Here is a 15,210-nt window from a genome sequence, read left to right as displayed (position 1 = left end):
CGTCAACCACCAATTGATCTGAAATCCGCTTCCTGCCGGAATATTTATGTAAGCGGGTTCAATGTTATCCGTTTTGCTTCGAAACCTTCTACAAGAGAGACCTGGGTGATAAACTAATGGAGGTGAAACCGCCGCGCCGAGGCATGAAAAGCGCTGGAAAAGGAGGAAGCGTATGTCGCGAAACAAAGAATTGATCGAGATCACCGACAAATACGGAGCCCGGAACTATCACCCGCTCCCCATTGTGATTTCCAAAGCCGAGGGGGTTTGGGTGGAAGATGCCGACGGCAAACGTTACATGGATATGTTGAGTGCCTATTCCGCGCTGAATCACGGGCACCGTCACCCGAAACTGATCCGGGCGCTGAAAGAGCAGGCCGACAAGGTGACCCTGACCTCCCGCGCCTTCCACAACGACCAACTCGGTTTCTTTTATGAAAAAGTGGCGAACATCACGGGCAAAGAGAGGGTCCTTCCCATGAATACCGGGGCCGAAGCGGTGGAAACCGCCGTCAAAGCCGTTCGGCGCTGGGCCTATGACGTGAAAAACGTTCCGGAAGACCGGGCTGAAATCATCGCCTGTGAAAACAACTTCCACGGCCGGACCATGACGGCTGTCTCCCTTTCCTCCGAGGACGCATACAAACGGGGATTCGGACCGATGCTTCCGGGGATCAAAATCGTCCCTTACGGCGACGCCGAAGCCCTCAGGAAAGCGATTACCCCCAACACCGCCGCGTTTCTGGCGGAACCGATTCAGGGGGAAGCGGGAGTGATCGTCCCGCCGGAAGGCTACCTCAAAGAAGCCGCCGCCATCTGCAAGGAACACCAAGTCCTCTTCATCGCCGACGAAATTCAGACCGGGTTCGGCCGGACCGGCCAGACCTTCGCCTGCGACTGGGAAGGCGTCAAGCCCGATATGTACATCATGGGGAAAGCCTTGGGCGGCGGCGTGATGCCCATTTCCGCCGTGGCCGCGGACGAAGAAATTCTGGGCGTTTTCGATCCGGGCTCCCACGGTTCCACTTTCGGGGGCAACCCGCTGGCCTGTGCGGTTTCCGTTGCCGCGCTGGACGTCCTCCAAGAAGAAAACCTGGTGGAACGTTCCCGGGAGTTGGGAACATACTTCATGGATGAACTGAAAAAAATTCAAAACCCGGTGATCAAAGAAGTCCGCGGGAAAGGCCTCTTCATCGGCATGGAGCTTTTTGAACCGGCACGCTCTTATTGCGAAGCTCTGTCCGACGCGGGACTCCTCTGCAAGGAAACCCATGAAAACACGATCCGGTTCGCCCCGCCGCTGATCATCACCCGGGAAGAACTGGACTGGGCACTGGACAAAATCCGTTCCGTGTTGAAATAAAGGATCAACAAAAAGGGACCCGCCATCGGGTTCTTTTTTTTTGCGGTCAAGGAGAGGATGTAAGATACCATGATGGTGATGGTACGGTACATACCGTACAAGGTTAGGAAAGGAGATAAAGACAAGTTGCAGCCGACTCAATTCACCGTTACTTGATCCCCCCATTGTTCCAGGGTCTTCTCCCCGATGCCCGGCACCTCGGTCAGCTGGTCGACGGAGGTGAAGGGGCCGTTTTCCTCCCGGTAACGGATGATGGCCTCCGCCTTGGACGGACCGACGCCGTTCAACTCCTGCAGTTCTTCCCCTGATGCCGTGTTCACGTTGATCTTCACCCCCGCCGGTCCCCCGTTCTCCGGCGACACCCCGGCGGCCGGCGCCTCCTCCCCTTCGGCCGGGATGTAGAGGGCCATCCCGTCGGAGAGGGGTTGCGCCAGATTGACCCGGTCCATGTCCGCCTTTTTTCCGGGCCCGCCCGCCTTCCGGACCGCCTCTTCCGCCCGGGCTCCGGGAGCGAAGCGGTAGACCCCGGGCTTCTTTACTTCGCCCTTCACATCGACCACGATCTCGGCGGGGGGTTCTTTCTTCTGATCTTTTTCGGGGGCGGCTTCGGCCCGGGGTTCGTAAGCGGCCAGCCCGGGCTCGTCCTCCGGCTCTTCCTCCCCCGTCCACAGGAAGGCCAGCGTCCCCAGAAGCCCCAGGGTCATCACTCCCGCCACCCCGACCAGAATCTTTTCCCGCAGGGTCCATCCATCTTCCCACACTTGACTCACCCCCTTTCGATTTGGTTTTCGTCTCCTCATATAATTACATCCCCGGGCGTATGGATAAAAAGAAGATCCCGCTCGGCGGGCACGGTTCCATAGACTCTCGTTTCGGGGAGGAAAATCCATGATATACGGTTTTATCGGCACCGGCAACATGGGCCGAACTCTGATCGAAGCCTTCATCCGGTCCGGCAAGCTGAAGCCGTCCGAATTGATCATCAGCAACCGAACGAAATCCAAAGCGGAAGCCTTGGCAAAGTCTTACCCCGGTCTCCGGTTGGCCTCCGACAACCGGGAAACGGTCCGAAACTCGGACGTCTTTTTTCTCTGCATCAAGCCCGGAGAATTCCGGAATGTGCTCGATGAAATCCGGGATGCGGTCCGGGAGGATCAAATCGCCGTTTCCATCACCAGTCCGGTGATGGTCGCGGATTTGGAGGCATGGCTTTCCGCCCGGATCGCCAAAATCATTCCCAGTATCGCCAACGCAGCCTGTGCCGGGAATTCACTGTTTATCCCCGGATCCCGGCTCACCCGGGAAAACCGGGATCACCTCCGGGACCTGTTCGGTGCTATCAGCCAGCCCCTGATGGTCGAGGAAGTCCACACCCGTGTCGCTTCGGATCTGGCCTGTTGTGCCCCGGCATTCATGGCCCATCTGATGGAGAAGCTGGCCGACGCCGCGGTGGAAGAAACCGGCCTTCCCCGGGAAACGGCACTGTCTTTGGTCACCCGTATGGCCGAGGGCTTGGGACGCCTGCTGACGGAAGGCGGATTCACGCTGGAGACCCTGCAGGAACGGGTGGCGGTGCCCGGCGGGATCACCCGGGAGGGGCTCAACCTCCTTCAGAAGGATGTGGGGCCCGTTTTTAACGAACTGATCCGCCTGACGCACGCCAAATATGAAGACGACATCGAAAAAGTGCAGAATTCTCTGTTTCCGAAAATGAAAAAGTAACCCGGGTTTCATTATTTCATTCCTTGATGGATAAATTTAGTATACCACAACCGAAAAAAATCGGGAGAACCGGATGGGTTCTCCCGATTTTTTGTTTTGGAGGATCAATTTTCTTCCGGATAATAAATCCCTTCCCTCTCCCACAACCCCTCCATTTCAGACAAGCGCCGGGAGGCGTGTTCTTTCACGTCCCGGCCGACCGCCGTCAACAGACCGTTCAGCAGACTCAGGGGAGCAGTGAAGGAATCCACGTAGGAGGGGAGACGGCTGGAAGCCAAGAGGCAAACATCCGTTTCCCGGGCCAAAGGAGAGCTGCCCGTATCCGTGAGGCAGATGGAAGGCACCCCCCGGGAACGGGCAAACTGAAGAGCCTGAACGGTCCGGTGCGTGTACCGGGGGAACCCGATGCCGATCACGAGATCCTCTTTTCCCAACACCGACAGCCGTTCGAACATCGTGTCGGAGTTGTCGATCAACTCCGTGTTCTGCAGGATCAGTTGAAGATAAAAAGTAAGGAAATATCCCAAAGCGTGGGAACTCCGGAAGGCAATCACCCGGATCTTTCCCGCCGTGGAAATCCGCCTCACCGCTTCCGCAAAGGTTTCACCGTGAAGACGGCTCATGGTCTGGTGCAGGTTGTTGATATCGTCGCTCAGCACTTCAAAAGCCACTCTGGACTCTTCCGGGTACAGATTATCGGCGAGATCCAGCCTTTCCACCGTGGTGATGCGCTCCCGTATCCCGTCCTGCAGGCTCCGCTGCATCTCCGTATACCCCGAATAACCCAGCGCCACGGCAAAACGGACCACGGTGGCTTCCGCCACCCCGGACTTCTCCGCCATCCGGGCGGCTGTAAGGAACGGGGCCACATCCGGGTGCTTTTCAATATAAGCGGCCACCTTCTTCTGGGCCCGGCTCAACTCGCCGGACCGCTCCCGGATCCTCCGGTACACATCTTCCTTCACCGGCCATCATCCTCTCCTCAGTTGTTTCACCCCCGCTTCGAATCGGGTCAGTGTCTCGTTCACTTCAGCATCCACGTGAGCCGTCGAAAGAGAGAAGCGGTTCAACGGTTTGATGTAGATCCCCTGTTCCAAAAGCAGGTGATCCAGGCGGCGGCGCATGGTCAGATCCGAACGAAGGACATCCTGCGCCTCTCTTACCGGATGATCTCCGAAGACGAGGTTGAAAATCGTTCCCGTACCCACCGACTGAGCGATAAACCCCCTTCGGAGAAGGATCTCCTCCATCCCCTGCCTGAGTTTCGTCGTCGCTTTTTCAACCGCCTCAAAAGCGCCCGCCTTCTCCAACACCCGGATGGTGGCCAGTCCGGCGGAAAGAACCGTGGGATGGCCGTTGTAGGTGCCGCTGTGGAAGAGGACCTCACTGCCTTGCGCTCCCTTATCCCCCCCCAGGATATCACCGGAGCGGACCGGCGAGGCCAGCTCCATGATCTCCCTCCTGCCGCCGACGGCACCGATCGGAAAACCACCGCCCAACACTTTGCCGAGAGCCGTCAGATCGGGAATGACCCCGAACCTTCCCTGGGCACCGGAAAGCCCCATCCGGAAACCGGTTTTCACTTCGTCGAAGATCAGCGGAATGCCGTGCCGATGGGTGTATTCCCGCAACTTACTCAGGAATTCGGGATCCGGGGGGATAAACCCTGCCTGAACCGGTTCCAGAATGACCGCTCCCAGTTCCTCCGCTTGACGGTCCAGCACCGATTCCGTCGTTTCCCAGTCGTTGAAAGGGAGGACCACCGTCTGCTCCCGGATTTCCTCCGGCACTCCCATGGAATCCGCGCGGGCTTCCGGCGGCGCTCCCCGCTTCCGTTCCCGGGTGCTGACACTGACCAATACCTGATCATAACCCCCGTGGTAATGGCCTTCAAATTTGGCCACTTTCCGTTTTCCAGTCCATGCCCGGGCCAACCGGAGGGCAAAGAGGGTGGCTTCCATCCCGGAGTTGGTGAAACGGACGGTCTCCACCCCGGGGACCAAGGCTGCCAGTTTTTTTGCCATCTCCACTTCCATCTCATGGGGGGTACCGAAAACAGGCGTCCCCATCCGGGACAGTTGTTCCCGGACGGCTTCCAGGACCTGCGGGTGCCCGTGCCCCAGCATCAACGCACCGTAACAAAGGTTATAGTCGATGTAGTCGTTGCTGTCCACGTCGTACAGACGCGCCCCCGAAGCCGACTCCATGAACAGGGGATACGGATCGAAGTGCTTGATATTGGCCGTGACCCCACCCGGCATGTATCGGGCTGCTTCCTCATACAATTCCGCGGAACGCCGCGTACGATCCAGCAACGGATGAACCGGCTTGGCCGGTGTTGCCATCTGTCTCATCCTCCTGAAAGAAATATTTCATTCATATATTCCTGTAAAAGAAATATATATTTCATTATACACTTGTTAAATCCATTTGTTCAACTCCTAAACCCCTATTATCAAGGGGAAAGTTTGCATAAGTCCCCTTCGTGCCGAACCACCTCTTTTTCCCTCCGGTTTTTTAAAATATGAAGGATATCCTTCACTCATGCCTTTTCCGGGCAGACATAAAAAAAGACCACCTGAATATCCTTTCAGGTGGTGAATCCTCTGTGGATTATTTGGCCACGATGTTGACCAGTTTTCCGGGCACCACGATGACTTTGCGGACGGTTTTGCCTTCGAGGAGGTTCTTCACCTTGTCCTCGGCCATCACCCGTTCTTCCACTTCCTCTTTGTCGGCACGGGCCGGGACCACCGATTTGTGACGGACCTTGCCGTTGATCTGGACGGCGATTTCCACTTCGCTTTGGACCAGCGCCTTCTCATCGTGCCGGGGCCAGGGTTGTTCGTGAATGCTGCCCTCCCGTCCCAGCCGGTGCCAGAGCTCTTCCGTGATATGGGGGACAAAGGGAGCGAGAAGAATCACGGTTTTCTCAATGGCCTCGGCCAGGGTTCCCCGGTCGGCTTCTTTTGGATAGGAATGGATCCCGTTCACCAGCTCCATGATGGCGCTGACAGCGGTGTTGAACTGGAGGCGATCCCCCACATCGGCGGTCACCTTTTTGATCGTTTGATGCAGGAGCCGATACAGGTCCTTGGCCGCTCCCTTCTCGGGCCGTGCCGGGGGGCGGTCGCGGAAGAGATCTTTGTGCCGGTGAACGAGGCGCCAGACACGGTTTAAGAAACGGAAACTCCCTTCCACCCCGGAATCGCTCCAGTCGAGCTCTCCGTCCGGCGGAGCCGCGAAGAGAATGAACAGGCGGGCGGTATCCGCCCCGTACCGGTCGATGATCTCCATCGGGGAAACCACGTTGCCTTTCGACTTGGACATCTTGGCACCGTCTTTTAAGACCATGCCCAGCGGAAAGTAATGCTCGAAGGGTTCCACCGCATCCACCATACCGGCGTCATGGAGCACTTTGGTGAAAAAACGGGAATACAAGAGGTGGAGCACGGCGTGTTCGATCCCCCCGATATAGTGGTCCACCGGCATCCACTCATTGGCTTTGACCGCGTCGAAGGGTTTCTCGGTGTTGTGCGGGTCCGTATAGCGCAGGAAGTACCAGGAAGAATCGATGAAGGTGTCCATCGTGTCGGTCTCCCGGCGTGCCGGACCTCCGCAGGAAGGACAGCGGGTCTTCACAAAGCTCTCTGAGGTGGTGAGCGGGTTCCGCTTTCCGTCAAAGACCACATCCTCCGGCAACTTCACCGGCAATTCCTCTTTGGGGACGGGCACGGTGCCGCATGAATCACAATACACGATCGGAATCGGGCAACCCCAGTACCGTTGCCGGGAGATCAGCCAGTCCCGGAGTCGGTAGGAGACGGTTTTCTTTCCTTTCCCCTCCTCAGCCAACCGGTCGGCGATGGCCCCGATCGCTTCCCGGCTGTCCATCCCATCAAAGGGTCCGGAGTTGATCAGGACACCCTCACCGGTGTAGGCTTCCCGGAGCTCTCCCTCGGTCGCTTCCCCATCCCTGGGCCGGATCACCGTCCGGATCGGCAAGCCATATTGATCCGCAAACTGGAAGTCCCGTTCGTCATGGGCCGGAACGCCCATCACGGCCCCGGTGCCGTAATCCATCAGCACGTAGTTGGCAACCCAGATCGGCACTTCCCCGCCGGTCAAAGGGTGTTTGGCTTTCGCTCCGGTGTCGAACCCTGTCTTTTCCACATCGGCACCGGTCCGGGAACGCTCGGACTGGTTTTTCGTCTCCCGGATGAAGGAGCGGATGGCTGCCTCGTTGGGCTTGCCCTGGATCAATTTTTCCACCAGGGGATGCTCGGGGGCCAACACCAGGTAACTCACTCCGAAGAGGGTGTCGGGCCGGGTGGTAAAGACAGCCACCTCTTCATCGTCCAGTTCGGGGATGGTGAATCGGACCTCCGCCCCTTCGCTCCGGCCGATCCAGTTCCGCTGCATCGTCTTCACCTGTTCGGGCCACTTCGGAAGACGATCCAGGTCCTCCACCAGGCGGTCCGCATACTCGGTGATGCGGAGGAACCACTGTTCCAGGTCCTTCTTTTCCACGGTGGAATCACAACGCCAGCAGCGACCGTCTTCCACCTGTTCGTTGGCCAGCACGGTCTGACAATCCGGGCACCAGTTGACGGCTCCTTTTTCCCGGTAGGCAAGCCCCCGTTCGTAAAAGAGCAGGAACAACCACTGGGTGAACCGGTAATACTCGGGGGTGCAGGTTCCCACGTACCGGTCCCAGTCATAGGACAGCCCGAGACGGGCCTGTTCTTCCCGAATTTTCTCCATGTTGGAAAGGGTCCACTTCCGCGGATTGACCCCCCGCTGAATGGCGGCGTTCTCCGCCGGAAGGCCGAAGGCGTCGGCCCCCATCGGATGGATCACTTTATACCCGTTCATCCGTTTGAAGCGGGCAACGAGATCCCCCATGGAATAGTTGCGGACGTGACCCATGTGAAGCCCTTCCCCCGAAGGGTACGGGAACATTTCCAAAGCGTAAAACTTGGGTTTCTCTTTTTCGTTTTCCGGTGTCCGGTATGCATTCCGGTCGTTCCAGATTTTTTGCCACTTGGGCTCGAGATCGGAAGGCACGTATTTTTCCATCGGCAACTCCTCCAACCCTGCGAAAAATAATAAAACCTCCCGCCCCCAGCCTGTTGCTAGGGACGAGAGGTTGGTTCACAATCTCCCGCGGTACCACCCTGATTGGCACCGGCCTGCGATGCCCTCTTCCATCATCCGTTAACGGGGATCAACCGTCGAAGGGTACTGAAAGGGTTCCCCTCCGAGGCGATGGGGCGAGTTCACCCGCCGGTCCTGATCGGCTTCTCACCCTCCGCCGACTCTCTGGGCAGGACTGTCACGGATTACTGCTCCCCATCATAGCCTGATCATGTCGGTGTTTCCACACTGCATGTTGCTCTTGAAATAATTTAGTTTACATTATATGCAACCGCTTGGGCATGTGTCAACGTTTCTTGTCGATTTTTTGTTTCATCCGTTTGCCCTTTTTTTACTGCGCTTCCACCTGAGCCGCATCTCCCCACAAACGTTCCAAGTCGTAGAAATCCCGCTCATCCTTGTGGAACACGTGAACAACCACATCGCCGAGATCCATCAACACCCACCGTGCATCCGACATTCCTTCGACCGACCGGGGTTGAACGCCCGCTTTCTCCATCCGTTTCCGGACCGCATCCACAATCGCCTGTACCTGGGTCTGGGAATTGCCGTGACAGACGACAAAATAATCGGCGATGATGGACAGCCCCCGGATATCGAGGATGTTGACACGTTGGGCTTTCTTTTCCTCGGCGGCTGTGGCCGCCAGCCTTGCGATTTCCACCAGGTTCAAAGAGATTCCTCCTTCGATCTTGGTTGGCGGACCCGATCCACCATGTCGTTCCGTGCAGCCAGTGTCAGGGGATACACTTTTTGACCTCTATGAATCAGAAACACCAAAGTGTTGTCCAAGGATTTCAATACCGCCTTGTCCAAATCCTCCCGGGCCAGTTGGCGGACTTCCTCCACCCCCGGAAACTTTCTTCCCGGTTCGATGTAATCCGCGAGTAAAATGATTTTGTCTAATAAAGACATATGCGGCCGACCCGAGGTATGATAACGGATCGCGTCCAGAATTTCCCCGTCTTCGATCCCAAACCGGTCACGAACCGCTTCCGCCCCCACAAAAGCATGCCAGAGTTCCACGTTGTGTTCCAACAGATCCCGGGGCAAATCCCGGTCCCGGATGACCTTTTCCATCCGCTTTTCGGGCCAGAACTTGCAAAAGTCGTGCAACAACGCCGCCAGATCGACTTTTTCGCGATCCGCGCCGAAGCGGTCCGCCAGTTCCAGTGCCGTATCCACCACCCGCAGGGTGTGTTCCCAACGGGTTTTCGGCAATTCCTGTCTGACTGCTTCAGCCAAGTCCTTTCGGTTCATACAGCTGATGCTCCTCCATGTATCGGCGGACCGGCTCGGGGACGAGATACCGCACCGATTCCCCGTTGGTTGCCCGTTCCCTGATCCATGTGGAGGAAAGGTCGATCCGAACCCCTTCCGTAATCAGGGTCAGCCTGTTTTTAATATGTTCGGGAAGCCGATCGGTATCCATCGTGTAGCCCGGCCGGACCCACCCTATGATATCCACGGCGGACGTGATTTCTTTTATTTTATACCAATGGGGAAGATCCAGCACCATATCGGCGCCCACGATCAGATGAAATTGGGCACCCGGATGACGGTCGGCGAAATGCTTCACCGTATCGATGGTATAGGACGGCCCTCCGCGGTCCATCTCCACCCGGGAAACCCGAAAAGCCGGATGATCCGCCACGGCGAGCTCCACCATGGTGAAACGGTCTTCGGCAGAAGCGACGGTTCCGCTTTTATGGGGAGGGCTGGCAGCGGGGACAAACCAGATTTCATCCAATCCCGCTTCGGCCCGGGCCTGCTCCGCCACGATCAGATGGCCGATGTGAACCGGATCAAAGGTACCCCCGTAAATACCGATTCGTTTCTTCAAGATTCCGTCTCCTTCAGGGATTCTTCGAGGGCGTCCCACATGGTCGCCACGGGGGGAGTCTGTCCGGTCCACCGCTGGAAGGCGAGGGCCCCCTGGTGGACGAGCATTCCCATCCCCCCGTGAACGCGGGCCCCCCGGCGATGGGCCTCTTTCAGAAGACGGGTCTCTCTGGGATGGTACACCAGGTCACTCACGAGCAACTCCCCGTGGAGGCAACCGGGATCAACCGGGCAGGCCGAGGAGTCCGGATGCATGCCGACGGAAGTGGTCTGGATCAGCAGGGAGGCTTCACGGATCGCATCCTCCACCCGTGACAGTCCGATCCCGGACGTTTTCGTCCATCGGCCGAGATGGGAGGCGAGGGCTTCCGCACGAGACTCCGTCCGGTTAGCGACGGTGATTCTCTCCACCCCCGCCCGGGCCAGGGCATACCCCACCGCCCGGGCGGCTCCTCCGGCCCCGAGCAGGACCACTCGCTGTCCCACGGGGTCCATCCCTGTTTCCGACACAAGGGACCGAAGATAACCCGCCCCGTCGGTGTTGGTTCCGATCAGCCGTCCCCCCTCGGAGATGACGGTGTTGACCGCTCCGATGGCACGTGCGCTTTCCTCGATGTCGTCCAGATGATCCATGATGGCCACTTTGTGGGGGATGGTGACATTCCAACCCTTAAATCCCAGAACACGCAACCCGGTGACGGCACTTTCCAGATCGCCGGGGGCGACGTCGAAGGCCAGATAGACGAAAGGAAGTCCTTCCCTGCGGTAGGCCGCGTTCAACATCTCCGGTGACTTGGAATGGCCGACGGGATGACCGAGGAGGCCCGTTTTCATCGTGTTGGCATCGATCTGCAAGCCTCTCCCTCCCTTTTCCTCTTAATCGGACATTAAAGAATCGAAGGACGGATTTCCACTGTGATTCCTTCCGGCACCCACAGATCCACACGGCTCCGTTCCTTTCCCGCTGCAATCCAGCCCAGCCCGGAGATGACCAGGTCCTCTTTTTGCTTCCCTTTCAAATGAAAGGAGTGACGCGTAAGCGGTGGAAGGGAAGAAGGGTCCTTCGGCGGAGACAGAAGCTCACCCCGGTGTTTTTGCCAGATTTCCTCCGCCTTTTCCAGCTTGGTTCGGTGAATGTAAAGGGAATTGGCCATATAACAGACAAAGGGTTGCCGTTCACCCTCCACATGGTCCATCCGGACCAGCCCGCCGAAAAAGAGGGTCTGCCCATCGTTCAATTGGTAGACCTTCGGCTTGATTTCGTCTTTCGGCGTAACATCGGCCAGTTCATCGGGCTCCACCCACTCACTGATCCGGTCCTTCCGGACGATTCCCGGCATATCGATGATCTCCCGGCCGTCCTCCAAGGGAATGTGGATGGTGTCCAGGGTCGTCCCCGGGTAGGGGGAGGTGGTGATCATTTCTTCTCCTCCGCCAAACTCTTTCAACAGGCGGTTGATCAGGGTGGACTTGCCCGCATTGGCTGTACCGACCACATACACATCCCGTCCCCGGCGACATCTCTCAATCGCTTCCGCCACTTCGTCCATGCGGTGCCCCTTGACGGCACTGGTCAGCACCACGTCGGCGGGCTTGACGCCCAGCTCTTTCGCTGTGCGGTACACCCACTCTTTCAACCGCCCCACTTTGGCCGATTTGGGAAACAAATCCAGCTTGTTCCCCAGGATCAGGATCGGGTTTCCCCCGATATGCCGCTGGATGCCGGGGATCCAACTCCCGGCGAAGTCAAAAAGATCCACCACCTGGACGACCAAGGCTTCCCGATCTCCGATCTCCCGGAGCATGGAGAGGTATTCGTCCGGGTCGTGCTCCACTTTCGCCACCTCGTTGTAATGGCGGATCCGGAAACAGCGCCGGCAGATCGCGTTCTCCCTTTCCAGAGCAGCCGGGGGTACATATCCCGGCCGCTTGGGATCCTCCGTCTGCAGCTCGACGCCGCAACCCTCACACCAAACTTCCCGTTCCATCACTTTTGCTGCTCCTCCCAACCCAGTAACCCCCGCTGTTTCATCCAACGAAAGACCACCCGTTCCAACAGCCGGTTCAACTTGGTAAAAAATCCTTCCGCTTCCGAGACCGGCACCACCAGAATCGTATGCAGGCCGAGAGCGTTTCCTCCCAGCACATCGGTGAACAGCTGGTCTCCGACCATCACCGTCTCACCCGGACCCACTTCCAACCGGCGCATCGCTTTTTTGAAAGCGGCGGACAGGGGCTTGCGCGCCCGGTGAATGTACGGAACCCTGAGCGGTGTCGCGAAACGGGACACCCGGGTGCGGTTGTTGTTGGAGACGATCATCACCTTGAACCCCATCCCCTGCAGCCGATCCAGCCAACGGATCAGTTCCGGGGTGGCCTCCGGCCGGTTCGATTCCACCAGGGTGTTGTCCAGATCGACGATGGCCGCCTTGACCCCCCGCCGCTGAAGGGCGTTAAAATCGATTTCATAAACCGACTGGACGAATTCGTCCGGCACTATCCGTTTTAACACGGCTCCACCTCGTCAACATGATTCATCGGCACTAACTATACCACACCCCCGAAGCCCGGGCAAAGCAACGGCGGTGTTACCCGGACTGTTTGATCCAACGGCCGGGGATGGTATTACGGCACGGTCCCTGCTCAACCCTAACCCTCCGGACCCTTCGGGACAGCCGTCAGATTGAGATCTTCAGCTGAGCAGGACGGGTCGACGACGATGTCGTCGGGCCGGATGCCTTCCTTCGCACAGCCGGGCGTCTTCGACGACCTGGGGAGACTCGACACCGAGGATCCTGCGGCGTCTTTCGCCAGGTGGGAGCCGATGGTGCCGACTCCGCAGCAGGCGTCGATCAGATTTTATCCGTCCCTCTGCGCCCATCCGCCCCCCGAGTCCTCCGTCAACGGGAAGCGGCCGATTGACACGGCTTCACACCTTCGGGGAAAGGGTCTAACCGGAGTCAGAACCATGTTAAAGTTAAAACCCCGCCCGGGCGGGGTTTGTCGTCTGTTCCACTCACCAGTTTCTCTTTTCCCATCCGTCCCCGGACCAATGTACGTCCAGGGTGCGGCCGAAGGCATCTTTGAGAGCGGGATCTTTTACGTACCAGCCCCGGCCGTTGGCGTAGCCGTCGGTGTGATAGCGGAACCGGAGGTATCGGGTGTCGGCGGGGACGGTGAGTTTCATCGCTTTCCAGCCTTTACTGTTCCCCTTCAGGGGGTCTCCGATCGCCGACCAGTTTTCCCCGTCGGAGGAGACTTCCACCACGCCGAAATCCGGAGGTCCGGAGTCGGGTTCCGCTTCGACCCGGTACCAGGTCTCGAAAGTGAGGGTCCGTTTTCCGGCGGGGTCCGTCAGCTTCCCGCTGGCAAGTGACCGATCCAGATGGTCTCCGTAGCCGGAGAACCATGCGGTCCCGTTCCCGGGGATGCTCACGGGGATCGCATCCGCCGTCAGCCGGGCTGCCTGGCGACGGACCGGATTGGTGGAAACGGTGTTCCGGGTGGGGTGCACGCGGTTGGTGAGCGTGATCGCGATCACTCCGTTATCCCGGCTCACCACCAAGGACGTTCCGGTGTAACCGGTGTGTCCCATGGTGTGGATATCGGCAAGGGCGTCCATGTACCAGCCCTGGTTCAGTTCCCATCCCAAGCCGTGATCTTCCCCGGGGAACGCGGCGTTCCGGTTTTCTTCCATCAGTGCCACCGTCTCCGGTTTCAGGATCCGGACATCGCCGTACTTCCCGTCGTTGAGCAGCATATGGGCGAAGACAGCCAAATCCTTCGCCGTGGAAAACACGCCGGCGTGACCCGCCACTCCGTCCAGGGACCAGGCATTCTCATCGTGGACGCTGCCCCACACCATTCCTCTGTCGGTCCAAGGTTGGTACTCCGTCGCGGCGATCCGGTGCTTGAGCGAGGCAGGAGGGTTGTACAGGGTGTCCTTCATCCCCAGAGGCTTCGTCAGCTGTTCCCGGACGAAGCGATCCAGCCGCTGACCGGAGATCCGTTCCACCAACGCTCCCAAGGTGATCAGATTCAGGTCGCTGTATGTGTAGGTGGTGCCGGGTTCGTTGGCCAGCGGGTGGGAAAATACGATCTGCAACCGCTCTTCCCGGTTTTCCCCCATGGTATACAGCGGAATCCACGGCTCAAACCCGGAGGTGTGGGTCATCAGCTGTCGGATGGTGACCTTTTCCTTCCCGTTCACCGCGAATTCCGGGATGTACTTGGCAACCGGGTCGTCCAGTTTGAACTTGCCCTGCTCGTACAATTTCATGGCGGCCACCGTCGTGAACACCTTGCTGATCGAAGCCAGATCGAAAATGGTGTCCTCCTTCATCGGTACCGGGTGTTCCAAGGGGTTCCCCCGATCATCTTTGTACCGGGCCGCATGCCCGTAAGCTTCCTGTTTCACGATTGTTCCCCGGCGGGCCACCAGAACCACGGATCCCGGCATCACCCCGCTCTCAACCGATTGCTCCATGAACGGATCGATCGCCTTCAAGGGTTTCTCCTTCATCCCGGCGGAGGCAGGGTGTCCCGGATGCAACCGGGGGCTGATCGGGGCGGGTTCGTCCCAGGGAAATGGATCCCCGTAGGCCGGCTGACCCTTCTCCATCGGGTTCACCTCTTTCTTGACCGCGGCTTTCGGTTCGATCGTCGGCTCCGGCGGCGCTTCGCTCCCCAGGGCCGTCGCCGGCGTCAACAGCGTCCATGTCAGGGCGACGGCAACGGCTTTTTGCCCGGCAAAACATCTGGCCATTCGGACCCCTCCTGTCCCTATATATTGTGACATGATTGGTCTCTCTTTATATTATCAGAAATCAGTTAAATTTTAATCAATTCCTTTCGCCATTTTTTCAACACAAAAGAAAGCCGGGACCCATCCCGGCCCGGCTTTTCTTCTGCTGTTTAATCTATGCCCCCCGTTCTTTTTCGGTCCAGACAACGGGAGGAAGACTCCTTTGACCCTCTTTCACATGGTGCATCAGGTATTCGCGGTATTCGTAGATCCCCCGGTGGTTCAAGGGCTTGATCACCCGGGAATGAATTTGGACCCGGCGTTTCCCCGTCAGGTTCTTCCATACGGAACGAATCACAGGACCAACCCCTTTCGAGGGAGA

14 protein-coding genes and 1 other annotated feature are annotated in these 15,210 nt (G+C 58.2%); of the genes, 2 read left to right on the top strand and 12 right to left on the bottom strand.

Annotated features, from left to right (window positions below):
* The first annotated feature begins 172 nt into the window (after positions 1-172).
* A complete protein-coding gene (locus C8P63_RS00170) occupies positions 173-1,363 on the top strand; it encodes an ornithine--oxo-acid transaminase (protein WP_108021309.1) in 1,191 nt (396 codons plus the stop codon).
* A gap of 137 nt (positions 1,364-1,500) precedes the next feature.
* Here C8P63_RS00170 and C8P63_RS18695 read toward each other — a convergent pair whose 3' ends face one another.
* The gene (locus tag C8P63_RS18695) at positions 1,501-2,124 is read right to left on the bottom strand and encodes a helix-hairpin-helix domain-containing protein (RefSeq protein ID WP_170109406.1); all 624 of its coding nucleotides are present in this window, start codon (positions 2,122-2,124) and stop codon (positions 1,501-1,503) included.
* 127 nt (positions 2,125-2,251) lie between these two features.
* Between C8P63_RS18695 and comER the strand changes: the two genes are divergently transcribed.
* Complete coding sequence (gene comER, locus C8P63_RS00155) at positions 2,252-3,085, top strand: late competence protein ComER (RefSeq protein WP_108021307.1); 834 nt, start codon at positions 2,252-2,254, stop codon at positions 3,083-3,085.
* A 104-nt stretch (positions 3,086-3,189) separates the two neighbouring features.
* Here the strand turns inward: comER and C8P63_RS00150 are convergent, their stop codons facing one another.
* From C8P63_RS00150 to C8P63_RS00100, 11 genes are all read right to left on the bottom strand, one after another.
* Positions 3,190-4,050, bottom strand: coding sequence for a MurR/RpiR family transcriptional regulator (locus C8P63_RS00150; RefSeq protein WP_108021306.1), 861 nt, complete (start codon positions 4,048-4,050; stop codon positions 3,190-3,192).
* 6 nt (positions 4,051-4,056) lie between these two features.
* Complete coding sequence (locus tag C8P63_RS00145) at positions 4,057-5,430, bottom strand: aspartate aminotransferase family protein (RefSeq protein ID WP_108021305.1); 1,374 nt, start codon at positions 5,428-5,430, stop codon at positions 4,057-4,059.
* 268 nt (positions 5,431-5,698) lie between these two features.
* Complete coding sequence (gene leuS, locus C8P63_RS00140; protein ID WP_108021304.1) at positions 5,699-8,164, bottom strand: leucine--tRNA ligase; 2,466 nt, start codon at positions 8,162-8,164, stop codon at positions 5,699-5,701.
* A 55-nt stretch (positions 8,165-8,219) separates the two neighbouring features.
* Positions 8,220-8,453, bottom strand: a binding site (T-box leader).
* A gap of 120 nt (positions 8,454-8,573) precedes the next feature.
* Positions 8,574-8,921, bottom strand: a complete 348-nt coding sequence (rsfS, locus tag C8P63_RS00135) for a ribosome silencing factor (RefSeq protein ID WP_108021303.1) — start codon at positions 8,919-8,921, stop codon at positions 8,574-8,576.
* On the bottom strand, positions 8,912-9,502 hold the full coding sequence (gene yqeK, locus C8P63_RS00130) for a bis(5'-nucleosyl)-tetraphosphatase (symmetrical) YqeK (protein WP_108021302.1): 591 nt from the start codon (positions 9,500-9,502) through the stop codon (positions 8,912-8,914). The genes rsfS and yqeK overlap by 10 nt, the downstream gene beginning before the upstream one ends.
* Positions 9,480-10,085: a nicotinate-nucleotide adenylyltransferase gene (nadD, locus tag C8P63_RS00125; RefSeq protein WP_108021301.1), complete on the bottom strand. Its 606-nt coding sequence runs from the start codon at positions 10,083-10,085 to the stop codon at positions 9,480-9,482. The genes yqeK and nadD overlap by 23 nt, the downstream gene beginning before the upstream one ends.
* On the bottom strand, positions 10,082-10,918 hold the full coding sequence (locus tag C8P63_RS00120; protein ID WP_108021560.1) for a shikimate dehydrogenase: 837 nt from the start codon (positions 10,916-10,918) through the stop codon (positions 10,082-10,084). The genes nadD and C8P63_RS00120 overlap by 4 nt, the downstream gene beginning before the upstream one ends.
* A gap of 53 nt (positions 10,919-10,971) precedes the next feature.
* Positions 10,972-12,072, bottom strand: a complete 1,101-nt coding sequence (gene yqeH, locus C8P63_RS00115) for a ribosome biogenesis GTPase YqeH (protein WP_108021559.1) — start codon at positions 12,070-12,072, stop codon at positions 10,972-10,974.
* A complete protein-coding gene (locus C8P63_RS00110) occupies positions 12,072-12,596 on the bottom strand; it encodes a YqeG family HAD IIIA-type phosphatase (protein ID WP_108021300.1) in 525 nt (174 codons plus the stop codon). Before C8P63_RS00110 ends, yqeH begins: the two co-directional genes overlap by 1 nt.
* Before the next feature lie 504 nt (positions 12,597-13,100).
* The gene (locus C8P63_RS00105; protein ID WP_245920604.1) at positions 13,101-14,849 is read right to left on the bottom strand and encodes a serine hydrolase domain-containing protein; all 1,749 of its coding nucleotides are present in this window, start codon (positions 14,847-14,849) and stop codon (positions 13,101-13,103) included.
* Between the two features lie 154 nt (positions 14,850-15,003).
* The gene (locus C8P63_RS00100; RefSeq protein ID WP_108021299.1) at positions 15,004-15,186 is read right to left on the bottom strand and encodes a hypothetical protein; all 183 of its coding nucleotides are present in this window, start codon (positions 15,184-15,186) and stop codon (positions 15,004-15,006) included.
* Positions 15,187-15,210 lie beyond the last annotated feature (24 nt).

It is taken from the genome of Melghirimyces profundicolus, assembly GCF_003054245.1.
GTDB lineage: Bacteria > Bacillota > Bacilli > Thermoactinomycetales > DSM-45169 > Melghirimyces > Melghirimyces profundicolus.
The sequence above is the reverse complement of the archived record's forward strand: the minus strand, read 5'-3'. Positions and strand labels throughout refer to the sequence as shown.

What these genes read in the sequence shown, in the direction of transcription:
- leuS (WP_108021304.1), bottom strand. Translation starts at nt 8,164, where the DNA reads ATGGAAAAATACGTGCCTTCCGATCTCGAGCCCAAGTGGCAAAAAATC.
- yqeK (WP_108021302.1), bottom strand. Translation starts at nt 9,502, where the DNA reads ATGAACCGAAAGGACTTGGCTGAAGCAGTCAGACAGGAATTGCCGAAA.
- C8P63_RS00170 (WP_108021309.1), top strand. Translation starts at nt 173, where the DNA reads ATGTCGCGAAACAAAGAATTGATCGAGATCACCGACAAATACGGAGCC.
- C8P63_RS00105 (WP_245920604.1), bottom strand. Translation starts at nt 14,849, where the DNA reads ATGGCCAGATGTTTTGCCGGGCAAAAAGCCGTTGCCGTCGCCCTGACA.
- comER (WP_108021307.1), top strand. Translation starts at nt 2,252, where the DNA reads ATGATATACGGTTTTATCGGCACCGGCAACATGGGCCGAACTCTGATC.
- C8P63_RS00120 (WP_108021560.1), bottom strand. Translation starts at nt 10,918, where the DNA reads ATGAAAACGGGCCTCCTCGGTCATCCCGTCGGCCATTCCAAGTCACCG.
- yqeH (WP_108021559.1), bottom strand. Translation starts at nt 12,072, where the DNA reads ATGGAACGGGAAGTTTGGTGTGAGGGTTGCGGCGTCGAGCTGCAGACG.
- C8P63_RS00145 (WP_108021305.1), bottom strand. Translation starts at nt 5,430, where the DNA reads ATGGCAACACCGGCCAAGCCGGTTCATCCGTTGCTGGATCGTACGCGG.